This window comes from Streptomyces sp. NPDC093097, assembly GCF_044754325.1.
Classification (GTDB): Bacteria; Actinomycetota; Actinomycetes; order Streptomycetales; family Streptomycetaceae; genus Streptomyces.
On record NZ_JBIVOW010000021.1, the window covers coordinates 105,619 to 127,750 of the forward strand.

Annotated in this window: 23 protein-coding genes and 2 pseudogenes; 16 read left to right on the plus strand and 9 right to left on the minus strand. The window is 73.8% G+C overall.

Going from position 1 to position 22,132, the window contains the following annotated elements:
* Window positions 1-4 precede the first annotated feature (4 nt).
* The 5 genes from ACIQE0_RS29930 to ACIQE0_RS29950 all read right to left on the minus strand — a co-directional run bounded on the left by ACIQE0_RS29930 (window position 5) and on the right by ACIQE0_RS29950 (window position 3,673).
* Window positions 5-736 carry an RNA polymerase sigma factor gene (locus ACIQE0_RS29930; protein WP_402338107.1) on the minus strand — a complete coding sequence of 244 codons (732 nt, stop codon included), beginning with the start codon at window positions 734-736 and terminating at the stop codon, window positions 5-7.
* A 96-nt stretch (window positions 737-832) separates the two neighbouring features.
* On the minus strand, window positions 833-1,204 hold the full coding sequence (locus ACIQE0_RS29935) for a fic family toxin-antitoxin system, toxin component (protein ID WP_366336745.1): 372 nt from the start codon (window positions 1,202-1,204) through the stop codon (window positions 833-835).
* Entirely contained in the window at window positions 1,201-1,488 is a 288-nt protein-coding gene (locus tag ACIQE0_RS29940) for a hypothetical protein (RefSeq protein ID WP_402338110.1), read from the minus strand. Before ACIQE0_RS29940 ends, ACIQE0_RS29935 begins: the two co-directional genes overlap by 4 nt.
* Window positions 1,489-1,511: 23 nt before the next feature.
* A complete protein-coding gene (locus ACIQE0_RS29945; protein ID WP_402338113.1) occupies window positions 1,512-2,444 on the minus strand; it encodes a LysR family transcriptional regulator in 933 nt (310 codons plus the stop codon).
* 158 nt (window positions 2,445-2,602) lie between these two features.
* Window positions 2,603-3,673, minus strand: a complete 1,071-nt coding sequence (locus tag ACIQE0_RS29950) for a multidrug resistance efflux transporter family protein (protein WP_402338116.1) — start codon at window positions 3,671-3,673, stop codon at window positions 2,603-2,605.
* Window positions 3,674-3,862: 189 nt separating this feature from the next.
* Here ACIQE0_RS29950 and ACIQE0_RS29955 point away from each other — a divergent pair, with 189 nt between their 5' ends.
* The 9 genes and pseudogenes from ACIQE0_RS29955 (at window position 3,863) to ACIQE0_RS29995 (ending at window position 12,023) form a co-directional block, all read left to right on the plus strand.
* Window positions 3,863-4,537: a GntR family transcriptional regulator gene (locus ACIQE0_RS29955; RefSeq protein WP_402338119.1), complete on the plus strand. Its 675-nt coding sequence runs from the start codon at window positions 3,863-3,865 to the stop codon at window positions 4,535-4,537.
* Window positions 4,538-4,649: 112 nt separating this feature from the next.
* Window positions 4,650-5,915, plus strand: coding sequence for a phosphonoacetate hydrolase (gene phnA / locus ACIQE0_RS29960; protein ID WP_402338122.1), 1,266 nt, complete (start codon window positions 4,650-4,652; stop codon window positions 5,913-5,915).
* Between the two features lie 159 nt (window positions 5,916-6,074).
* Window positions 6,075-7,181: pseudogene (locus tag ACIQE0_RS29965) on the plus strand (TIGR03364 family FAD-dependent oxidoreductase); the annotation flags it as partial.
* Window positions 7,182-7,219: 38 nt separating this feature from the next.
* Window positions 7,220-7,339, plus strand: a pseudogene (locus tag ACIQE0_RS29970) (LLM class F420-dependent oxidoreductase); the annotation flags it as partial.
* Window positions 7,340-7,342: 3 nt separating this feature from the next.
* The gene (locus ACIQE0_RS29975; RefSeq protein WP_366336733.1) at window positions 7,343-7,489 is read left to right on the plus strand and encodes a hypothetical protein; all 147 of its coding nucleotides are present in this window, start codon (window positions 7,343-7,345) and stop codon (window positions 7,487-7,489) included.
* Window positions 7,490-7,563: 74 nt separating this feature from the next.
* The gene (locus tag ACIQE0_RS29980) at window positions 7,564-8,019 is read left to right on the plus strand and encodes a GNAT family N-acetyltransferase (RefSeq protein ID WP_402338125.1); all 456 of its coding nucleotides are present in this window, start codon (window positions 7,564-7,566) and stop codon (window positions 8,017-8,019) included.
* A 258-nt stretch (window positions 8,020-8,277) separates the two neighbouring features.
* Window positions 8,278-9,609 (plus strand): hemolysin family protein, encoded by a 1,332-nt coding sequence (locus ACIQE0_RS29985; RefSeq protein ID WP_402338128.1) that lies wholly within the window; start codon window positions 8,278-8,280, stop codon window positions 9,607-9,609.
* Complete coding sequence (locus tag ACIQE0_RS29990) at window positions 9,606-10,625, plus strand: hemolysin family protein (protein WP_402338131.1); 1,020 nt, start codon at window positions 9,606-9,608, stop codon at window positions 10,623-10,625. The genes ACIQE0_RS29985 and ACIQE0_RS29990 overlap by 4 nt, the downstream gene beginning before the upstream one ends.
* Before the next feature lie 156 nt (window positions 10,626-10,781).
* Window positions 10,782-12,023, plus strand: a complete 1,242-nt coding sequence (locus ACIQE0_RS29995) for an FAD-dependent oxidoreductase (protein ID WP_402338134.1) — start codon at window positions 10,782-10,784, stop codon at window positions 12,021-12,023.
* Here ACIQE0_RS29995 and ACIQE0_RS30000 read toward each other — a convergent pair.
* On the minus strand, window positions 12,012-12,638 hold the full coding sequence (locus tag ACIQE0_RS30000; protein ID WP_402338137.1) for a TetR/AcrR family transcriptional regulator: 627 nt from the start codon (window positions 12,636-12,638) through the stop codon (window positions 12,012-12,014). The two genes, ACIQE0_RS29995 and ACIQE0_RS30000, sit on opposite strands and share 12 nt — an antisense overlap.
* An 89-nt stretch (window positions 12,639-12,727) precedes the next feature.
* On the opposite strand from ACIQE0_RS30000, the gene ACIQE0_RS30005 reads away from it, so the two are divergent.
* From ACIQE0_RS30005 to ACIQE0_RS30025, 5 genes are all read left to right on the plus strand, one after another.
* Window positions 12,728-13,564, plus strand: coding sequence for an SGNH/GDSL hydrolase family protein (locus ACIQE0_RS30005; RefSeq protein WP_402338140.1), 837 nt, complete (start codon window positions 12,728-12,730; stop codon window positions 13,562-13,564).
* An 82-nt stretch (window positions 13,565-13,646) separates the two neighbouring features.
* On the plus strand, window positions 13,647-13,802 hold the full coding sequence (locus tag ACIQE0_RS30010) for a hypothetical protein (protein ID WP_366336721.1): 156 nt from the start codon (window positions 13,647-13,649) through the stop codon (window positions 13,800-13,802).
* Window positions 13,803-14,006: 204 nt separating this feature from the next.
* Window positions 14,007-15,440: an adenylosuccinate lyase gene (gene purB, locus ACIQE0_RS30015; protein WP_366336794.1), complete on the plus strand. Its 1,434-nt coding sequence runs from the start codon at window positions 14,007-14,009 to the stop codon at window positions 15,438-15,440.
* 12 nt (window positions 15,441-15,452) lie between these two features.
* Window positions 15,453-16,001, plus strand: coding sequence for a G/U mismatch-specific DNA glycosylase (gene mug / locus ACIQE0_RS30020; RefSeq protein ID WP_402338144.1), 549 nt, complete (start codon window positions 15,453-15,455; stop codon window positions 15,999-16,001).
* Window positions 16,002-16,389: 388 nt separating this feature from the next.
* Window positions 16,390-17,109, plus strand: coding sequence for a hypothetical protein (locus ACIQE0_RS30025; RefSeq protein WP_402338147.1), 720 nt, complete (start codon window positions 16,390-16,392; stop codon window positions 17,107-17,109).
* A gap of 196 nt (window positions 17,110-17,305) precedes the next feature.
* Here the strand turns inward: ACIQE0_RS30025 and ACIQE0_RS30030 are convergent, their stop codons facing one another.
* Window positions 17,306-17,890, minus strand: coding sequence for a hypothetical protein (locus tag ACIQE0_RS30030; RefSeq protein WP_402338150.1), 585 nt, complete (start codon window positions 17,888-17,890; stop codon window positions 17,306-17,308).
* A 151-nt stretch (window positions 17,891-18,041) separates the two neighbouring features.
* On the opposite strand from ACIQE0_RS30030, the gene ACIQE0_RS30035 reads away from it, so the two are divergent.
* Entirely contained in the window at window positions 18,042-19,199 is a 1,158-nt protein-coding gene (locus tag ACIQE0_RS30035; RefSeq protein WP_366336713.1) for an ROK family transcriptional regulator, read from the plus strand.
* Between the two features lie 88 nt (window positions 19,200-19,287).
* Here ACIQE0_RS30035 and ACIQE0_RS30040 read toward each other — a convergent pair whose 3' ends face one another.
* Complete coding sequence (locus ACIQE0_RS30040; RefSeq protein ID WP_384093042.1) at window positions 19,288-20,034, minus strand: GntR family transcriptional regulator; 747 nt, start codon at window positions 20,032-20,034, stop codon at window positions 19,288-19,290.
* Window positions 20,035-20,392: 358 nt separating this feature from the next.
* On the opposite strand from ACIQE0_RS30040, the gene ACIQE0_RS30045 reads away from it, so the two are divergent.
* Window positions 20,393-21,055, plus strand: coding sequence for an aspartate/glutamate racemase family protein (locus ACIQE0_RS30045; protein ID WP_402338155.1), 663 nt, complete (start codon window positions 20,393-20,395; stop codon window positions 21,053-21,055).
* Here ACIQE0_RS30045 and sigJ read toward each other — a convergent pair.
* Entirely contained in the window at window positions 21,041-21,940 is a 900-nt protein-coding gene (sigJ, locus tag ACIQE0_RS30050) for an RNA polymerase sigma factor SigJ (RefSeq protein ID WP_402338158.1), read from the minus strand. The genes ACIQE0_RS30045 and sigJ overlap by 15 nt on opposite strands.
* Window positions 21,941-22,132: the final 192 nt, after the last annotated feature.

Genomic DNA, 22,132 nt, shown 5'->3' on the forward strand with positions numbered 1-22,132 from the left:
TGACTCACTCATCGACCGGATCGGCGGTCCGCTCCAGGCGGGCTGCGCGGGCGTGCAGGTAGTGCTGCTCGGGGAGGCTGGTCGTCAGGCGGGCGGCGAGGCGGTAGGCGCCGAGCGCCGCGGCGCTGTCGCCCGCCGTCTCCAACAGGTGCGCGCGGACCGCGTGCAGCCGGTGGTGCCGGGACAACCGCCCGTCCCGCTCCAGCGGTTCGAGCAGCGCGAGGCCGACGGCGGGGCCCTCCACCATCGAGACCGCCACGGCATGGCCGAGGGTGGCCATCGGGCCGGGGCCGGCCTCCTTGAGCAGGCGGTAGAGCCGCACGATCTGCGGCCAGTCGGTGTCCGCGGCGTGGGCCGCCTCGCCGTGCACGGCGGCGATGGCCGCCTGCAGTTGGTAGGGGCCCACCCGGGCACGGGAGAGGGTGCGGGTGACCAGGTCCAGCCCCTCTTCGATCGATGCGCGATGCCACCGGCCGCGGTCCTGATCCTCCAGCGGGACCAGGCTGCCGTCGGGCCGGGTGCGGGCCGGGCGTCGGGCGTCGGTCAGCAGCATCAGTGCCAGCAGCCCGGCGATTTCGCCGTCATCGGGCAGCGCCCGGTGCGCGATGCGGGTCAGCCGGATCGCCTCCCCGGTCAGGTCCGCGCGGTGCAGACTCGGCGAAGTGCACCACGGGTCGTCCCATGTCCTTCCTCGAACCTCTCCTCGCTTCGCGGGACCTCTGGGCGGGTCCCTCACATCCGAGGTCGGAACCGTCCGCCGGGATTCGACATCCGGGCGGTCCCAGGGGCATGGAGCCGAAACGAAGCGATGGCTGTTCGCCGCGGATCCGGGTCAGACCGTCCAGGTGCGCAGTTCCTCGGCGATGGTGCGGACGTCCGCGGTGCCGTCCTTGACCAGGCGGGCCAGGTCGCGGACCTGTTCGGGGGAGATGGCGACCTTCAGGCCGCTGGCGACGAGGAAGCCGTAGGCGACGGCGCTGGCGAACATCGCGTTGGAGCGCTCCAACGCCGGTACGTGCAGCAGCAGTTGGAGCAGGGCGGCGGCGCGGTCCTGGGGCTCGGAGTAGACGGGGACGCCGAATATCTCCGCTTCGTGGCGGCCGATCGCGGCCATCAGGGCGCCCCAGTCGGTGACCTGCGGGTCTCCGGGCGTGTGCTGTTCGGCGATGAGGAGGAGCCAGGCGAGATCGATGCGCAGTGTCACGTTGTGCCCGGCTGTCCTTCCCGGTGGGGGTCGTCCCGGTGGTCGGGGGTGGAGCGGAGGCGGTCCGCTCCCGGGTCGAGGCCGAACTCCTCGGCGAAGACCCGCTCGTACTGCTTCATGAAGTCCGCGGCGGCCTCGACGAAGGTCTGGCCGACCTCGCCGGCGTCCCTGAGCACCAGCTCTTCGATGTAGCGGTTCACGCTGACCCCCCGTTGGAGGGCGCGCTCCCGCGCCGCTTCGGCGGTGGCCTCGTCGACCCGGACGTTCAACTGCGTTTTCGCCACCCTGCCAAGCTAGCGCGCAACTGCTAGCACCGACAAGGGTCGTCACCGGACTCCCCCGGCCAGTGCCGCACCCCGCGCAGCACGTCCAGGAACGCCCGCTCCGCGGGGGACAGCAGCCGGTCCCGGCGGCGGATGAGGCTGATCGGGCGGGGGTGCGGGGCCGGGGTGACCGGAAGCACGGCGAGGGTCCCGGCGCGCAGTTCGTCGACGACGGCGTGTTCGGAGATCAGGGCCAGGCCCATCCCGGCCGCGACGCACCGCTTGACCGCCTCCGGGCCCCAGATGTCGGCGCGCGGGGCGGCGGCCAACTCCCAGTCGGCCAGCACGCGTTCCTGGAGCGCGCGGGTCTGCGAGCCCGGTTCACGCAGCAGGAAGCGGGGGCCGGCGGCGGCCAGGTCGTCCGGGGCGACGGCGGTGCGGCCGGACAGCGGATGGTCGGGGGCGGCGATCAGGACCAGGCGCTCGTCGAGGACGGACTCCACGGCCAGGCGGTCGCCGAGCGGGGTGCCGGCCACCACGGCGATGCCGATGTCGCCGTTCGACAGCCGTTCCTGGACGGCCTCGTAGTTGCCCACGAAGACGTCGCAGTCGATGGCGGGGTGGCGCTGCTGGTAGCGGGCGAGGAGGGCGGGGAGCAGATAGGTGCCCACGGTCGTCGAGCCGCCGACCAGGAGGCGTCCGGTGACCAGGCCGCTGACCTGCCGGACGGCGGCCACCGCCTCCTCGGCGAGCAGGAAGACCCGCTTGCCGTACGCGGCGAGCACCTCGCCCTCGGCGGTCGGCCGGGCGCGGGTGCCGGAGCGGTCGATGAGGGGAACCCTGAGGGACTGTTCGAGCCGGCGCACCTGGTTGGAGACGGACGGCTGGCTCATGTAGAGCTTCTGGGCCGCGGCGGAGAAGCCCTGGTGCTCGACCACCTGCATGAAGATCCACAGTCGGTGGAGGTTGAGTTCCACGCCCCTCCCTCGGTCCGCGGCGCGCGGGGCGCCGCGGGGAAGCGTCATGATCGACTACGCCCGTCGACCCTAGCCCGGGGAAGCCCGCCGTGGACAGGGCGGGGACGTCCGGGCTTCCCCCTCGCCGCGCGCCGGCCCGCGCCGGGATCCCGCTCGGCTCAGCAGTGGCGCTCCTCCCCGGCGCACTGGAGGCGTCGGTCGGGACGCGGTACCGCTTCGGAATGACGCGGGTCGGCTCCGGGCTCATCGCCTTCGGGGCCCGCGCCATGGGCACCGTCGGGCTGCCGCCGGCGGGCGCCGCCGCGGGGTACGTGGCCCAGCGCATGCGCGCAGAGCCCGGCGACGATCAGCGCCAGACCGGCCCAGCCGGCGCGCGCGGGCGCCGCGACCCCGGTCAGCAGCGCCTCCCCGAGCAGGGTGAACGGCACCTCGGCCGCCTGGGTCGCCTCGACGGCGCCGAGCGCGGCGGGGTGGTCCCGCACCCGGTCGGTGGCCCGGAAGAAGAGGGTGGTGGCCACCACGCCGGAGAGCAGCGCGACGATCAGCGACTGCGTCAACTGGCCGCCGGACGGCGGGCCTTGGGTGACCGCGGCCACGCCGGCCAGGGCCAGCCAGAGGGGCAGCGACCCCAGCGTCATCGCGAGCGTGCGCTGCACCCCGTCCAGGCCGTCGAGCCCGAGCAGCCGGCGGTTGCCGAGCGGATAGGCGACCGCGGCGACCAGCACGGGCAGCGCCACCCGCAGTGCGTCGCCGGTCCCGGTGCCGCCGGCGTGCTGGAGCTGGGTGAGGACGACCCCGAGCACGATGAGCGCGGAGACACCGAGGGTGCGCAGCGGGACCCGGCCGCCGCCGAGCGCCCCGAGGGCGATCCCGGCGACGATCACCAGCTGCCAGGTGGCGGCCACCAGCCAGCCGGCGCCGTGCTCCCCGGCCCAGGTCAGCGGCGCGTAGAAGAGCCCGAAGCCGACCGTCGACCACAGCAGCCAGACGCCCGGGCGGGCCCGCAGGCTGCGCAGTACGGCGGGCAGGCCGCCGCGGACCGCGACCAGCGCGAGCAGCGGGAGGGTCATGAGGAGGTAGCGCAGGCTCGCGCTCCACATCCAGGAGCCGCCGGCCACGCTCATCATGCGGTTGAGCACGAAGGTGGTGGCGAAGCAGGCGGCGGCGAGAACGCCGAGGCCCATGGGGAGGACGATGCCGCCCCGTGTGCCGCGTGCGGATATCGGCACGGTTCTCCCTTCCCTCACGGCGCGCAGGACGCCTTTCGGCCGGCCCGGCACGGGATTCCCGGTCCGCCGGACCGGCCCGTCATGACCGTCCGGCGGGACCGGACCGACGATCACGCACAATTGACATCTGAAATGTTAGTGCGCCCCTCGACGTCCCGTCCGCCCGGGGCGGCCGCTTAGGATCAAGGGGTGACCGCACTGGAACCGGTGCCGAGAAGGCTGCTCCGCGACAAGGCGTACGACGCCCTGCTGGAGGCGATCGTCTCCGGCGAACTGCCCCCGGGGCAGAAACTCCACGACGGCGAGCTCGCCGACCGCCTGGGCCTCTCCCGCGCCCCCGTGCGACAGGCGCTGGCCCGCCTCACCGCCGAGCGGCTGGTGGTGTCCAAACCGCAGAGCTACACCCGGGTCGCCCCGGTCGTCGCCCGGGAGATCCGCGACGCGCTCGCGGTCGTCCAGGCGATGCACGCCCTCGCGGTCCGCACCGCGGTACCCCGCCTGACCGACGAGGACCTGACGCGGATGCGGGCGGCCAACGCCGCGTTCGTCCGGGCGCTGGACGCCGAGGACCCCGCGGCCGCCGTCGCCGCGGACGACGCGCTGCACGCCGTGCCCATCGAGGCCTGCGGCAACGAGGCGCTGGCCGAGACCGTGCACCGGTACACCCCCCTGCTGCGCCGCCTGGAGCGCCGCCGCTTCTCCAGCACCGCGGCGCGCGCCTCCGCCGCCCGGCACGACGCGCTGATCGACGCCTGCGCGGCGGGCGACATCGACACCGCGGTGACGCTGTCGGGCGAGATCTGGGCCGGACTCGAAGCGGAAGCGGCCGCGGAGGAGGCGGCCACCGCGGCCGAGAGGCTATGACACCCATAGCGCTTTCGGTGGTTCTGCGGCGCTGAGCAGCGGTGCTACCCATGAGGAGCGGGGCGGCACCGACCGCCGTCCCGGTCGACCGAACTCAGGGGTGGATCCGCAGATGAAGCAAGCCGGTGCCCAGCAACTGACGGTGAACGGCCGCGACTACGCCTGGCCGGCCCGGCCGGTCGTGGTGGTGTGCATCGACGGCAGCGAGGACGCCTACCACGAACGGGCCGTCGCCGACGGCCGGATGCCGTTCCTGGAGGGCATGCTGCGGCGCGGCAGCGATCTGCGCGCCGACTGCACGATGCCGTCCTTCACCAATCCCAACAACCTCTCGATCGCCACCGGCGTACCGCCGTCGGTCCACGGCATCTGCGGCAACTACTTCTACGACCCGGCCTCCCATGGCGAGGTCATGATGAACGACCCGGCGCTGCTGCGCGCCCCGACCCTGTTCGCGGCCTTCTCAGCACACGGCGCGCGGGTCGCGGTGATCACCGCCAAGGACAAACTGCGCCGCCTGCTGGGCCACGGGCTCACCGGCGGCATCTGCTTCTCCGCCGAACGGGCCGACCGGGTCACCGAGGCGGAACACGGCATCGACAAGGTGCTGGAGCGCACCGGCATGGACCTGCCGCCGGTCTACAGCGTCGAGCTGAGCGAACTGGTGCTGGCCGCGGGCGTGGACGTGCTCGAACGCGAGCGCCCGGAGCTGATGTACCTGTCGCTCACCGACTACATCCAGCACAAGCACGCCCCCGGCTCACCGGTCGCGAACGACTTCTACGCCATGCTCGACCGGTACTTCGCGCGACTGGACGCGCTCGGCGCGGTGCTGGTGGTCACCGCCGACCACGGGATGAACGCCAAGAGCGACGGCGCGGGCCGCGCCCAAGTCGTCTTTCTTCAGGACCGGTTGGACCGGAGCCTCGGCACGGGACGGGCCCGGGTGGTGCTGCCGATCACCGACCCGTACACGGTCCACCACGGCGCGCTGGGCTCCTACGCCACGGTGCACCTGCCGCCGGGCACCGGCCCGGAGGAGACCGCCGCGCTGGCCGCCGGGCTGGCCGAACCGGCCGGGGTGGCGGCAGTGCTGACCCGCGCCGAGGCGTGCGAGCGGTTCGAGCTGCCGGGCGACCGGATCGGCGACCTGGTCGTGCTCGCCGAGCGCAACACGGCACTGGGCACCACCCCCGCCCGGCACGACCTGAGCGGTTTCACCGAACCACTGCGCTCGCACGGCGGACTGACCGAGCAACGGGTCCCGTTCCTGGTCAACGCCCCCGTCGGCGCCCTCCCCGACGGACACCGACTGCGCAACTTCGACAGCTACTGGATCGGCACCGCGCTGGCCGCCGGACGACCCCTGACCGGCTGACCGCCCCTCCCCACTCCCCCGCTCCCCCTGACCGGACTGTTCCTCCCTCAACGGGAACAGCCGTCCTACTACGCTTTTTTGACGATGCGTCAGCCTTGTCGTACTCCGGCACCACACGGCACCTCCTCGCGACCCACCCCGTCTCCAGAGAGGGAACCGATGACGACGCACCCCACCCACCGCACGCCCGATCCCCGTACCGCCGCGGCATCCGGCCGCGCCACCGGGCCGGTCCGCACCGCCGACACCGCGGTGGTCGGCGGCGGCATCGTCGGCCTGGCGCACGCGCTGGCCGCCGCCCGGCGCGGCGACCGCGTGGTCCTCTTCGAACGGGACACCCGCGCGGTCGGCGCCTCGATCCGCAACTTCGGGATGGTCTGGGCGATCGGCCAGCGCCGCGGCACGGTCTACGAACGAGCGCTCCGCAGCCGGGACATCTGGCTGGAGCTCAGCGCGAAGACCGGGATGTGGGCGGAGCCGACCGGCTCGCTCCATCTCGCCCACCACCCGGACGAACTCGCCGTCCTGGAGGAGTTCGTGGCCACCACCCCGGCCGCCCGTGAGCGCGGCACGACGATGGTCACCGCGGCGGAGGCGGTGCGCCGCGGCCCCGCGGTGCACGCGGAGGGGCTGCTCGGCGCGATGTGGAGCCCCACCGAGGTCAATGTCGATCCCCGGCGGGCGATCCCCGCGGTCGCGGCCCAGCTGGCCGACGCCCACGGTGTGGACGTCCGCTTCGGGACGGCGGTGCGCGGGATCGCGGCGCCGCGGCTGTCCACCACCGACGGCGCGTGGCGGGCCGACCGGATCGTGGTGTGCAGCGGCAACGACTTCGCCACCCTCTACCCGGAGGTGTTCTGGGAGAGCGGGCTGGTGCGCTGCAAGCTCCAGATGCTGCGGACGGGGGTGCAGCCGGACGGCTGGCAGCTCGGACCGATGCTGTGCGGCGGGCTGACCCTGCTGCACTACGCGGCGTTCGAGCGGTGCGCGGCCCGTGCGGCGCTGGACGCCCGGTTGCGCGCGCGGCTGCCGTTCCACCGGGAGCACGGCATCCACGTGCTGCTGTCGCAGACCGCCGACGGCCGGCTGACGATCGGCGACAGCCACGCCTACGCGGTGACCCACGACCCGTTCGCCAGCGAGGAGATCGACCAGGCGATCCTGGGCGCGCTGCGGGAGTTCGCGCGGCTCCCGGACCCCCGGATCACCGAGCGCTGGACCGGCTACTACCCGTCGCTGCGGGACGGCCGCACCGAGCTGGTGGTCGATCCGGAGCCGGGGAGGACTTCCGCTTCGGCGTCGCTCTGCTCGCCCTCGACACCGGTCCGGCCTGGCGCGCGAAGTGCCGCCGCGCCGAGGAACTGGGCTATGACGTGCTGCTCGTCCCGGACCATCTGGGGTGGCCGGCGCCGTTCCCCACGCTGTAGGTGCCGACGCTGCTGATCGGCACCCCGGCGCAGATGGCCGAGCAGCTGCGGGAGCACCGGGAGCGCCACGGCTTCTCGTACCTGACCGTCCTCGAATCGGCGAGGGAGGAGTTCGCCCCGGTCATCGAGGAGCTCAAGGGCAGCTGACCGGACGCCGCCCCCGGTCTCACTCCGCGGAATCCCTTCGACGGGGCGGCGGCCGCGGTGATGGGATCCCCACCATGAGTGACGTGCAGATACGGGCCGCTGGGCCGGCCGATCTCGATGCCGTGCTGGCCTTCTGGAAGAGCGCCGCCGAGGGCACCAGCATCAGTGACGACACCGACGGCGTGGCCCGGCTGGTGGCCCGCGACCCGGAGGCGCTGCTGCTGGCCGTGCGGGTCCCCCAGGCCGGGACGGAGCCGGGAGCCGACGAGGAACTGGTGGGCACGGTGATCGCGGGCTTCGACGGCTGGCGGTGCAGCCTCTACCGCCTCGCCGTCCTGCCGGAACGGCGTCGGCAGGGCATCGCCACGGCGCTGCTCGCGGCCGCCGAGCGGCGGTTCACGGCCCTGGGCGGCCGGCGTGCCGACGCGATGGTGCTGGAGGCGAACGAGCCGGCGCACCACGCGTGGGCCGCCGCCGGCTACCACCGGGAGGACCAGTGGCGCCGCTGGGTCAGGCCGCTGGAGGCCTGAGCGCCGCGCCGACCCGCCGCTCTGGAGCCCGTCCCCGTTTCCGGGGCGGGCTCCTCGCGTCTCCACGACCGTCCGACCCCTCGAACTTTGCCGTCGCTTTACTATGGGCGTTCGGGATGAACGGAAATCCCCCGAAACCCCTCTCCGACGAAAGGTGTGTGAGCGTCCGGCCATGGCCGAACCTCCCAGTTGTCGTGCGTCCTTCCGACAGGGCGCGAACCTCCCGCCCGTGCCCGACCATGGGACGGAGGTGACCCGATGACCGACCTGCTCCTGCTGGCCGTGGCGCTGCTGCTGACCCTCGCCTGCGGCGTCTTCGTCGCGGCGGAGTTCTCGCTGACGACGGTGGAGCGCGGTGATCTGGAGCGCGCCGCCGCCCGCGGCGAGCGCGGCGCGGACAGCGCCCTGAAGGCGGTCCGCGGACTGACCTTCCAACTGTCCGGCGCCCAGCTCGGCATCACCGTGACGGGCCTGATCATCGGCATGCTCTCCAAGCCGGCCATCGCCACCGTGCTGACCGGTCCGCTGGCCGCGATCGGGCTGTCGCGCGCCGCCGCCGGCTCACTGGCGGTGGTCCTGGGGACCGCGCTGTCCACCGTCGTGCTGATGGTCATCGGCGAGCTGGTGCCCAAGAACTGGGCGATCTCCAGCCCCCTGGCCGTGGCCAAGCGCGTCGCCACCGCCCAGCGCGCGTTCAGCGCCGTCTTCAAGCCGCTGATCACCCACCTGAACAACACCGCCAACCGGGCCGTCCGCCGGCTGGGCCTGGAGCCGGCCGAGGAACTGGCCTCGGCCCGCGGGCCGCAGGAGCTGATGGCGCTGGCCCGGCACTCGGCCAGGGCGGGCGCCCTGGAGGCGGACACCGCCGAACTGTTCGTCCGGACCCTCAACCTCGCCGACCTGACCGCGGAGAACGTGATGACCCCGCGGGTGCAGGTGGTGGCGCTGGACGTGCAGTCCACCGCCGAGGACGTCGCGTCCGCGTGCCGGGCCACCGGGCTCTCCCGCTTCCCCGTCTACCGCGGCAGTCTCGACAGCGTCGTCGGCGTGGCACACGTCAAGGACGTGCTGGCCGTCCCGGCCGAGCTGCGGCCCCGCCATCCGGTCGCCGAGCTGCTGCGCGAGCCGCTGCTGGTCCCCGAGACGCTGACCGTGGACCGGCTCCTGGACCGGCTGTCCGACCGGCGCACGATGGCCGTGGTCATCGACGAGTACGGCGGCACGGCCGGCGTCGCCACGCTGGAGGACATCGTCGAGGAGGTGGTCGGCGAGGTCCGCGACGAGCACGACCCGCTGGAGATCCCGGACCTGGCCCCGGCCGGCGCCGACGCGGACGGGCGGGCGATCTACCAGGCCGACGGCGCCGCCCGCACCGACCAGCTGGAGCGGATCGGCCTGCGGCTGCCGGAGGGCCCGTACGAGACCCTCGCCGGCGTGATCGCCACCGAGCTGGGCCGCATCCCCCAACCCGGCGACAGCGTCGAGATGGCGGGCTGGACGATGGAGGTGCTCGACGCCACCGGCCGTCGCGCGGCCCGGGTGCTGCTGCACGCGCCGGCCGACGCCGCCGGCGAGGAGGCCGGCCGATGATCGCCCTCCAGTTGTTCGTCGGCCTGCTGACCCTGGTCGTCAACGCCTTCTTCGTCGGCGCCGAGTTCGCGCTGATCTCGGTGCGCCGCAGTCAGATCGAGCCGTACGCGGAGTCCGGTGACCGCCGGGCGAGCAGCGTGCTGTGGGGTCTGCAGCACGTCTCGGCGCTGCTGGCCGCGGCCCAGTTGGGCATCACGCTGTGCACGCTGGTGCTGGGCGCGGTGGCGGAACCGGCCATCGCGCACCTGCTGGAGCCGCTGTTCGACCTGGTGGGGATGCCGCAGGCGCTGACCCACCTGATCTCGTTCGTGATCGCGCTGGCCGCGGCGACCTATCTCCACATGCTCTTCGGCGAGATGGTCCCGAAGAACGTGGCGCTGGCCGAACCGGTCCGCAGCGCGCTGCTCCTCGGGCCGCCGCTGGTGGCGCTGGCCCGGGCGCTGCGCCCGGTGATCTTCTCGGTCAACGCGCTCGCCAACAGCCTGCTGAAGCTGCTGCGGGTGGAACCCAAGGGCGAGATCGCGGCCGCCTTCTCGAACGTCCAGCTGGCCCAGTTGGTCGAGGACTCACGGGCCGCCGGCCTGCTCGACGAGCGGGCCCAGGAGCGGCTCCGGGACGCCCTGGAGCTGGGCCGGCGCCCGGTGCGGGACGTGGTGCTGCCGGTGGACGAGGTGGTCTCGGCGCGCATCGGGACCACCCCCGAGGAGCTGGAGCGCCTGGCCGCCGAGTCCGGGTTCTCGCGGTTCCCGGTCGTCGACGACACCCGCCGCATCCTCGGCTACCTGCACGTCAAGGACGCCCTGGACGCCGCCCCGCGCACCGCGCCGTTCCCGGTGTCGGCGCTGCGGCCGATCGCCCGGGTCCGGGCCGCGACCCCGCTGGACGACGTGCTGACCGCGATGCGCGGTTCCCGTACGCACCTGGCCGCGGTGATCGGTGACGACGGCCGGCTGGCGGGTCTGGTGACCATGGAGGACGTCCTGCGGGAGCTGGTGCTGCAACAGCCCACGGCCTGACGCCCCTTGGGGTCCCGCCGCGACGGAACGACCCCCTGAACACCACCACTGACCGATCGGTTAGATTGCTAACCGATCGGTCAGTCGCGTGGCGCACCGCCACCGCGACGGCCCGGTCGCGCATCCGTACGCGCAACGCGACGAGGGGGAGACACCATGGACCGCACGACATGCTGCGTGGTGGGCGGGGGCCCGGCCGGCATGATGCTCGGACTGCTGCTGGCCAGGGCCGGCATCGAGGTCACCGTCCTGGAGAAGCACGGCGACTTCCTCCGCGACTTCCGCGGCGACACCGTCCATCCGTCCACCCTGAACCTGCTGGACGACCTCGGCCTCGGCGAGGAGTTCGCCAAGCTGCCCTTCCCCAAACTGGAGGAGATGCGGACCCAGATCGGCGACACCACCGTGGTGATGGCCGACATGCGGCGCATCCCCGGCCGCCACAAGTACTTCGCCATGGTCCCGCAGTGGGACTTCCTCAACCTGATCGCCCGCGCCGCCGCCGAGGAACCCGCCTTCACCCTGCGGATGCGCACCCGGGCCACCGGACTGCGCACCGAGGGCGGCCGGGTGACCGGGGTGACCTACGTCGACGAACACGGCGAGGCCGGGGAGCTGGCCGCGGGCCTGACCTTCGCCTGCGACGGCCGGGACTCAAAGATCCGCGAGACGGCCGGCATGCGGCAGCGGTACTTCGACGTCCCGATGGACGTCTGGCAGATCCGGGTGGACGCCCCGGCCGACGCCCTCAAGGAGGGCCGGGTCTTCGGCCGGTTCGGCGGCGGCCAGGCCGCCGTCACCATGGACCGCGGCACCTACTTCCAGACGTCCTACCTGATCGGCAAGGGCCAGGACGCCGCCCTGCGCCGTCACGACATCCAGTGGCTGCGGGACCGGCTGGGCGCGCTGTTCGGCTGGGGCGACGAGGTGACCGGCACCATCGGCTCCTGGGACGACGTCAAGCTGCTGGACGTGACCTTCGGGCGGCTGCGGCGCTGGCACCGGCCCGGCCTGCTGTGCCTGGGGGACGCCGCGCACACCATGTCGCCGGTCGGCGGGGTCGGCGTCAACCTCGCCCTCCAGGACGCGGTGGCCGCCGCCCGGATCCTGGCCGGGCCGCTGCGCCTGGGGACGGTCGGCAGCGACGACCTGGCCCGGGTCCAGCGGCGGCGGGAGTGGCCGATGGCGATGGTGCAGAAGTCGCAGCAGAGCGAGCACGCCTTGATCCGGTCCGCGCTGGACGGCACGCTCCACGGGGATCGACTCCCGGTCCCGATGAGGCTGCTGCGGCGGGTGCCCGCACTGCGGACCGTCACCGGCTACCTCGGCGGCATCGGCTTCCGGCCCGAGCCGACCCCGGACTTCGCCAGGGCGGGCACCGGCGCGCTACGACGCTGAGCGCGCCACCGCGTTGAGGGTGAAGGTCTCCAACTCCGCGGCGGCGGCGTCCAGATCGAGGTCCGGGTGGGCGAGCCAGTGCCCGATCACCCCGTCGATCGCGCCGCCGATCGCCAGCGCCACCGTGCGGGGGTCGAACTCCCGCAGCGCGCCGGCCCGTTGCCCCTCCGCCAGCAGCGCGGCAAGGCTCTGCCAGCGGTCGTAGGTGTCGTGCGAGCCGGGCGTCTTGAGCCGGGTGCCACCGTGGTCGTCGAGCAGCATCTCGGTGATCAACCGGACCTGGCGGCGATTGTCCCGCTGGTAGCCGATCATCGCGTGCACATAGGCGACGACCGCGGCCGGCGGGTCACCGGCCCGCTCCACCCGCTCGCGGACATAGGCGCCGAACTGCTCCAGCACCTGGGTCAGCGCCGCGCGGGTGAGGTTGTCCTTCGAGGAGAAGTGGTAGAGCACCGCGGCCTTGGAGACCCCGGCCCGCTCCGCGATCGCGGACAACGAGGTCGACGGGAAGCCGCGGGTGGAGATCAGGTCGATGGTGCAGTCGATCAGCTGCTGCCGCCGGGCCCGCTCGGTGAACGTCGCCGCCTCGGGATCGGTGCTCCGCCGAGGACTCATCCCACGCCCACCTGTGCCTTTCCCTGCCTCGTCGCGACCGGCACTCCGGCCGCTGTCGACCGTACACCGCGGGATAGGATCACCGCGCCATGGAGACGAATGCGCAATACAACAGTTTCGTCGCGGTCGGCGACAGCTTCACCGAGGGGATGTCCGACGGCCTCCCCGACGGCTCCTACCGGGGCTGGGCGGACCTGCTCGCGGCCCGCCTGGCGGCCCGGACACCCGGCTTCCGATACGCCAACCTCGCGGTGCGCGGCAAGCTCATCGACCAGATCGCCGACGAGCAGTGCGGCCCGGCCGCCTCGATGGGCGCGGACCTGGTGACCCTGGTCGGCGGGCTCAACGACGTCCTGCGCCCCACATGCGACGTGGCCCGGGTCTGCGCGCGGCTGACGGAGTGCGCCGACCTGCTGGTGCGCGGCGGCGGACAGTTGGTGCTGATGCGCAGCCCGGGACGCCGCGGACCGGTGCTGGAGCGGTTCCGGCCGCGGATGGAGCAGCTGTTCGCGCACATCGACGAACTGGCCGCCCGGCACGGCGCGCTGGTCGTGGACCTCTACGCCTCCCGGGCACTGGCCGATCCGCAGATGTGGGCGGAGGACCGGCTGCATCTGAACGCCGAGGGACACCGCCGCGTCGCCGAGGCCGTCTGGCAGACCCTGGGCCTGCCCGCCGAGTCGGACTGGGACACCCCGCTGCCGGCCGCGATACCGCCGGGCTGGGCCGCCCGGCGCACCGCCGACCTGCGGTTCGCCCGCGAGCACCTGGGCCCGTGGATCGGCCGCCGGCTCACCGGACGCTCGTCGGGGGACGGCCGGACCGGCGCCCAGTTCAGCGCCGCCCTCGGCAGGGCCTTCTGGATCACCCCGGCGGACCACGCCGACCCCGGCCCCGTGACAGGCTGGCGCACGGTCGGGGCGTGAGGTCCGGCCGGCCCGGGCCGTCGCCCCTTTCGCGCGATACGCTCGTTGTGCACGCATACGTTCCGATCGTGCGGAGGCGGCCATGAGCCAGTACGACGAGTACACGACTCCGTCACAGGCCGAGGGCGAGCGGCTGGACGAGGACCGGGATCCCAACGAGCCGCGCCACCCCGAGACGATGCGCACCCAGCCGTCCCAGGCGGAGGGCGAGCGCACCGCGGAGGACGACGAGAGCTGACGGCACGGGACCGCGCGTGCCGACGAGGGCGCGCCGCGGCTGCAGCACAGCGCCGCGGCGCGACGGCCGCCACCGCAGGATCGCGGGCGGCGGTGAGCGGAGGCGCGGGGCGCCGGCCCTCGGGCTGGACCTGTAGGAAAGCACAGCCGGGACCGGGGCGCTGGCCTGCGCAAACCGCCAGTAGACTCTGACCACGTGACTGCTGTGTCTGCGAAGCCTCGCATCCCCAATGTCCTGGCCGGCCGCTACGCCTCCGCGGAGCTGGCCGTGCTGTGGTCCCCCGAGTACAAGGTCAAGCTGGAACGAAAGCTGTGGCTCGCGGTGCTGCGCGCCCAGAAGGACCTGGGAGTGGAGGTCCCCGAGCAGGCGCTGGCCGACTACGAGCGCGTGCTGGAGACCGTCGACCTGGCCTCGATCGCCGAGCGGGAGAAGGTCACCCGGCACGACGTCAAGGCCCGCATCGAGGAGTTCAACGCCCTGGCCGGGCACGAGCAGATCCACAAGGGCATGACCTCCCGGGATCTGACCGAGAACGTCGAGCAGTTGCAGGTGCGGCTCTCGCTGGAGCTGGTGCGGGACCGCACCGTCGCGGTGCTGACGCGCCTGGCCTCGCTGGCCGCCCAGAACTCCGAGCTGGTCATGGCCGGCCGCTCGCACAACGTCGCCGCGCAGGCCACCACCCTCGGCAAGCGCTTCGCGACCGCCGCCGACGAACTGCTGGTCGCCTTCGCACGGACCGAGGAGCTGCTCTCCCGTTACCCGCTGCGCGGCATCAAGGGCCCGGTCGGCACCGCCCAGGACATGCTCGACCTGCTCGGCGGGGACGCCGGCAAGCTCGCCGAGCTGGAGCAGCGGATCGCCGCCCACCTCGGCTTCGGGCAGGCGTTCACCTCCGTCGGCCAGGTCTACCCCCGGTCGCTGGACTACGAGGTGGTGACCGCGCTGGTGCAGCTGGCCGCCGCGCCGTCGTCGCTGGCCAAGACGATCCGGCTGATGGCCGGGCACGAGCTGGTGACCGAGGGCTTCAAGCCCGGCCAGGTCGGCTCCTCGGCGATGCCGCACAAGATGAACACCCGCTCCTGCGAGCGCGTCAACGGCCTCATGGTGATCCTGCGCGGCTACGCCTCGATGACCGGCGAACTCGCCGGCGACCAGTGGAACGAGGGCGACGTCTCCTGCTCCGTGGTCCGCCGCGTCGCGCTGCCGGACGCCTTCTTCGCGCTGGACGGCCTGCTGGAGACGTTCCTGACCGTGCTGGACGAGTTCGGCGCGTTCCCCGCCGTGGTCGCCCGCGAACTCGACCGCTACCTGCCCTTCCTGGCCACCACCAAGGTCCTCATGGGCGCGGTGCGGGCCGGGGTGGGCCGCGAGGAGGCGCACGAGGCGATCAAGGAGAACGCGGTCGCCTCGGCACTGGCCATGCGCGAGCAGGGCGCCGAGCGCAACGAGCTCCTCGACAAGCTCGCCGCGGACGCCCGAATCCCGCTGGACAAGGCGCAGTTGGCCGAGCTGATGGCCGACAAGCTGTCCTTCACCGGCGCGGCCGCCGACCAGGTGGCGGCGGTGGTCGCCCGGATCGACGCGATCGCCGAGCAGCACCCCGAGGCCGCCGCCTACGCCCCTGGCGCGATCCTCTGACCGGGGCCTGACGTGCGCTTCACCCCTGAGGAACTGGAGGCCGCTCGCGACCGCGTCGTCCCGGACGTGGTCGCGGGCGGACTGCGGGTGCTGTTCTGCGGGATCAACCCCGGGCTGATGACGGCGGTCACCGGGCACCACTTCGCCCGCCCCGGCAACCGCTTCTGGCCCGTGCTGCACGCCGCCGGCTTCACCCCCCGGCAGTTCCACCCCGCCGAGCAGGCCGAACTGCTCGACCACGGGCTGGGCATCACCAACGTCGTGGCCCGGCCGACCGCCCGGGCCGACGAACTGACCGCGCAGGAGTACCGCGAGGGCGGCCGGCTGCTGGCCGAGAAGGTGGCCCGGCTCCAGCCGCACTGGCTCGCGGTCGCCGGGGTCACCGCCTACCGCGTCGCCTTCGGCGACAAGCACGCCGCGATCGGCCCCCAGGAACGCACCCTGGGCGCCACCCGCATCTGGGCACTGCCCAACCCCAGTGGCCTGAACGCCCATTGGACGCTCGCGACCATGGCGGAGGAGTACGGGCGGCTGCGGACGGCGGCGTTCACCGAGTCCTGACGGGCGGCGGGCACGGCCCGCGGCGGGTGCCCGCCGCGTGCGCGCCGTGGCCCTGGGGCCTGTCCGATGAGTCTGCCCCGCGGCAGCCATCGGACAGGCCCCGGTGGTGCTTCTCCGGTAGCGCTTCTCCAGTAGTGCTTCGCCAGTAGCGCTGTGGCGACACAGAATGGTCTGTTCCGTCAGCTGTGGGCACGGACGTCGATCCCGCACGCCGCCCCCATTGCCGCCCGGTCCGCGTACGTGACGGAGACCGGCAACGTGCGCGCCCTTCCAGCTCACCCGCGTTAGCCGGATGTTAGAGGAGCGGCAGTCCCGCGATAGCGGCCCCGATCAGAGTGGGTGACCTACCAAGGAGACCACGTCACCAACTGTCCCGGGGGGACCTGAAATGCACTCCAGCGCCGCCGTCCGCACCGCTCGCCGCCGTACCCTGCACGTTGCCGCGGCGGCCCTGACCGCAGCCGCCGCCCTGACCCTGACCGCCTGCTCCGGCTCGGACGCCGGCGGCGCGAAGTCCGCGGGCCACACGGACACCAGCGCGGCCACCGTCGAGTCCAGCGGCGCGGGCTCCTCCGCCGGCGCCCAGGGCTCCGGTGACAAGGCGGGCTCCGGTGACAAGGCGGGCACCAAGGCGAGCGCCACGGGGAAGCAGTCGAGCGGCTCGCACGCCGGCACGGGCACGACGGCATCCCCGATCCGCACCCAGACCCTGGCGGACGGCAGCAAGGCCGAGATCTACGACCTCGGCGCCCAGCGCTACCGCGCCAAGATCATCAGCCGCGGTTCGGTCCTGGCCACGCTGGAGACGACGGGGGAGGAAGCCGACGCCGGGCTCGACGCCAACGACATGTTCGTCGTGCTCACCATGGGCGGCCAGGTCCACTCCTGGATGGGCGGTGGACACCAGGGACCGGGCACCTTCAAGCTCGCGGGCGGCTGGACCGCCAAGGTCACGAAGGTCGGCGAACTGCGGTACCGCGCCCAGATCATCGGCCACGACGGCTCGGTGAACGCCACGCTGGAGACCAAGGGGCACGACACCGGGGTCGACGCCAACGGCGTGTACATCGTGCTCAGCACCGGCGGCGTGATCAGCGCCCACGGCTAACCACCCGACAGACCGCGGCGGTGGAGCCTCCTCCGGCGGGGCGGCCCCACCGCCGCCGGGACGACAACCTCCGCGTGCCCCCGACGCCCTGGGCCGACGCCTCGCGAAGGCGGCCCGGCAACGCCCCCTTCACCACGCGTCCGCGTCCCAGGGGCATCCCCCAAGAGCCTCTCCACCGGGCCGATCGAGCGGACGATCAGAAAGCGCCTCCCCAGGGCATGCGTATGACCCGGCCCGGCGGTCGCGCCGCCACCGCGCCCAGGACCTGGCGCGGCTGCCCGGGCTCCAACGGCCCGGCGCCCACCGCGATCCAGCGACCGCCGTCGCCCCAGGCGTACACCCGCGGTACCAGGGCGCACAGCACGTCCAGCGGAGCCGGGACGGGCAACCCCTGCGCGCCGCGCTCCAGCGCGTCGGTCAGATCGTGGACGACGGGCTCGCCCCAGCGTAAGGACACCACCGCGACCAGCGCGGCGAGTTGGTCCGTGCACTGCGCACGGGCCGCGGCGGCATCGGCCGGATCCGCGTCCCACAGCGGTCCGCTCCGCCACAGCCGCGCCACATGGAAGCCCGGTCCGCTCTCGCCTGCCGCGGTGGCCGCCCTCCGCTCCGGGAACGGACGGGCCGTCAACGCGTCGAGCCGGGCGAGCGCGGTGGACGCGCCGCCGGACGGCTCGGGCCCGTGCGGTGCGGTGGGCGGAGCCCCGGCGGACCCCGCGGGGGCCCGGGGCGCCGGGATCGTCGGACGGGACTGCTCGCTGCCGGTCGGTTCGGGCGTCATACCGTCAGTAAACCGGCAGGGTCTGACAATTGACGGCGCCGGGCACCTCCGCAGCACCGCCGCCGGGCCCTCGGGAGCCGGTCCACAGGGCTCGCCGCACACCCGCTGACCGGCTACGATCCGCCAGACAGGCGAGGCGAGGAGACGGACGTTGGGTCGGCTCACCGGCGGGGACCCCTCTCTGCTGCGACGGATCAACTCCGCGGTGGTGCTGCACGCGTTGCGCGCCGCGGACTCCCCCACGCTCACCGATCTCGTCCAGATGACCGGCCTGTCCCGGCCGACGGTCGAGGGCGTCATCGAGGGGCTCATCGAGACCGGGCTGGTGGCCGAGGCCCCCGCCGAGGACGGCGAGATCCGGCGCCAGGGCCGGCCGGCCCGCCGGTTCCGCTTCCGTACCGAGGCCGGGCACCTGCTGGGCATCGAGATCGGGCCGCACCGGGTCGCGGTGGTCCTCGCCGACCTCAGTGGGCAGCTGCTGGGCTCCGCGCAGCGCGACGTGGCCGAGACCGCGGCGGCCGGCGAACGGCTGGAGCGAGTCCGGGCCGTGGTGTCCGATCTGCTGCGCCGGGCGGGCGTGGCCCGCAGTTCGCTGCGGGCGGTCGGGGTGGCAAGTCCCGGCATCGTGGAGGCCGACGGCACGGTGCGGCTGGGCACCGCGCTGCCCGGCTGGACCGGACTGCCGCTCGGCGAGCGGCTGCGCCGCTCGTTCCGCTGCCCGGTGCTGGTGGAGAACGACGCCAACGCGGCCGCGGTGGCCGAGCATTGGCAGGGTGCCGCCGCCGGCTCCGACGACGTGGTGTTCGTCCTCGCGGGGCTGAGCCCGGGCGCCGGGGCGTTGATCGGCGGGCGGTTGTACCGCGGGTTCGGCGGCGCGGCCGGGGAGATCGGCGCACTGCACCTCCTGGGCCGGGAGGCGACGCCCGAAAAGCTGCTGTCGACGACCGGTGAGCCGCTGCACCCCTTGGACGAGGCGCAGGTGGCGACGGTGTTCGCGGCGGCCAGGGACGGGGACGCCCAGGCCCAGGAGGCGGTGGACCGCTTCCTTCAGCGGCTGGTGCACGACGTCGCCGCACTGGTGCTGGCCCTCGATCCGGAACGGGTCGTGGTCGGCGGCTGGGCGTCCGGTCTGGCGGGCGTCCTGACGCCGCTGCGACGGGAGTTGGCGCGCTACTGCCTGCGCCCGCCGGAGGTGGTCCTCTCGCAGCTGGGGCAGGCCGCGATCGCCACCGGTGCGCTGCGGCTGGCGCTGGACCACGTGGAGGGCGAACTCTTCGCGGTGGACGGGACGGTGACCGCGCGGCGGTGAACCGCGCGCCCCGGGCCGGGCGGTGGACGGCGTACGGGCCCGCACCGGGAGCGCCCCGGTGCGGGCCCGTACGCGGTGCCGTTCCCGGTCAGCTCGCGAGGAGCGGTTCCGTCTCGCGCTCCCCGAAGGTGAGCCGGCAGGTGTCGGCGCGGTAGGTGGAGACCGCGACGGCGACGGCCCGCCCCTGGGAGACGTAGCGGGTGGTGACGACGAGGACGGGTGCGCCGGGCAGCCGGTCCAGTTGCCTGGCGTCCTCGGCGCGGGCCGAGCCCAGTTCGACGGTGCGGTCCTGGCCGTCCAGGTCGAGGCCCTGGAGGGCGAGCAGCACCGCGCGGGCACGGGCGGCGGGGTCGACGGGCGTGACCTCGATGCAGCCGGGCACCGCGTCGGCCCGGACGTAGAGCAGTTCGGCGGCGACCGGCTGGCCCGCCGAGACGCGGCTGCGGCGCACGAGGTGGACCGCCTCGCCGGGGGCGGTCTCCAACAGGCGGGCCACCGCGGTGGGCACCGCGTCGGCCTCGCCGGCGTCGACCGGCTGCCAGTCGTCGCCGGCGGCGCCGGGCCAGGTGTGGCGGGCGGGGTCGACGGCCACGCCGACCCGGGGCGGCGCGACGGTGGTGCCGACACCGCGGCGGCGCTGGAGTCTGCCCTCCAGCTCGAGCTGTTCCAGCGCCTGCCGGAGCGTGGCCCGGGCGACGCCGAACCGCGCCGCCAGATCCCGCTCGTTGGGCAGGATCTCACCGACCGCGAACTCCTTGTCCAGCGCCTCGCTGAGCACGGTCTTGAGATGCCAGTACTTGGGCTCCGGAGCCGTTTCGAGCTGCGTGATCCCCACCCCCCGAGGCCGCGGGCCCGCCGTGCGGACCCGGTGCTGATGACGTGAGGGCCCGCGGACGGGCCCCATCGCGCGCGAGCCCGGACGGACCCGGTGCCACCCGGCCCCGACGGGCGCGGTGACATGTGGGCCCAGCGGGCGCGGTGACATATGGGCCCAACGGGCTCAGTGACATCTGGGCCCCAGCGGGCCCGAATAATGCGCGCTTCTTTATTAAAGGTTGTTGCAGTATCTCGACGATATGACTGCCCCCATCCTTGGTCAAGACCAATCCCTTATCCTTTGCGCCCCGCTCACCGCCTCTTCACCAGGCCGCCGGCCGTCCGCTGCGCCATGTGCCGGCGTTAGGCTCCCGGGCATGCTCGCCCTGCTGCACACCTCGCCGGTCCATGTCCCCGTCTTCGACGCCCTGCGCGACGCCGACGCCCCCGGACTGCCGCTACGGCACCTGGTCCGGCCCGAACTCCTGGCGGGGGCCCGGGAGTCGGGGCCCGACGGGGTGGCGGAGGAGGTCGCCGAGGCGCTCGGCGAGGCGGCGCGCGCCGGGGCCCGGGCGGTGCTGTGCACCTGCTCGACGCTCGGCCCGGTGGCCGAGGCGGCCGGGCCGGCGGCCGGCCTGCCGGTGCTGCGGGTGGACCGGCCGATGGCCGCGGCGGCCGTCGCCGCCGGCCCCCGGATCGCGGTCCTCGCCGCGCTGGAGAGCACCCTGGCGCCCACCACGGAACTGATCGCCGAGGAGGCCCGCAGGGCCGGACGCCCGGCGCGGGTGCACCAGGTGCTCGTCCCGGGTGCCTGGGAGCGGTTCGAGGCCGGCGACCGGGCCGGCTATCTCGCGGCGGTGGCAGACGCGGCCCGGCGGGAGCGGGACTCCGGCCGGGCCGACGTCCTCGTCCTGGCGCAGGCGTCCATGGCACCCGCCGCGGAACACCTCCCGGCCGACGGGCGGCCCGGCCGCGAGGTGCCCGTGCTGTCGAGCCCGCGGAGCGGCCTGCGGGCCGCGGCCCGGCTAGCCGGCGAGTGACACCAGCTTGTCCGGGTTGCGGATGATGTAGACCGTGTCGATCCGGCCGTCCCTGATGCCGAGTTGGAAGACCGAGTCCGGAGCGCCGCCGGCACGGACGACCAGCCCCATCCCGCCATTGAGCTCGCGGAAGTCGAGTTCCAGGTCCGCCGGGGAGGTGCGCAGGACGCCGATGAGGAAGCGGGCGACCTTGTCGGCGGTCTCGACGATCCGCAGCGGCGCCTTGGCCTTGCCGCCGCTGTCCCCCACCAGCCGGGCGTCGTCCGCGAGCATGGCGAGCAGCCCCTCCAGGTCGCCCCCGGTGGCGGCGGACAGGAACCGCTCGGTCAACTCCCGCTGCTGCTCGGGGTCGACGTCGAACCGCGGAGTACCCTCCGCCACGTGCCGCCGGGCCCGGCCGGCCAGTTGGCGCACCGCGGCCTCGCTGCGCTCCAGGACGGCGGCGATCTCCGCGTACGGGTAGCCGAACGCCTCGCGCAGCACGAACACCGCGCGCTCCAGCGGGGAGAGCGCCTCCAGCACGACGAGGACGCCGAAGGTGACCGTCTCGGCGAACACCGCGCGCTCGGCACCGTCCGGGACCGGCCGCTCGGGGGCCAGCACATCGGTGGCGAGGGGTTCGGGCAGCCAGGGCCCCACGTAGGACTCACGGCGCGACCGGACCTGCCGGAGCCGGTCGATGGCCAACCGGGTGGTGATCCGCACCAGATAGGCGCGCGGTTCGCGCACCTCCGCCCGGTCGACGGCGAACCAGCGCAGCCAGGCGTCCTGGACCACGTCCTCGGCGTCGGCCACCCGGCCGAGCATGCGGTAGGCCACGGACTGGAGCAGCGGGCGGTGGTCCTCGAAGACCGTGGTGGCGTCGTCGGCGGGTTCGGTCGGCACCGTTCCATCCCAGCGGGCGAACGCCGCGTTGTCCAGCGAAAACGGCAACCCGCCGGCCGCCCCGGGGTGTTGCCTTCGTCTCGTCAGGGGCGGTGCGGTGGCGTCTTCCCCGTGGCCGGCTCGGTGCGGCGCTCCGGTGCCGCGGCAGGTTCGGCGCTTGGGGCCCGGTCCCGTTCGGGTCCGCGGTCCGCT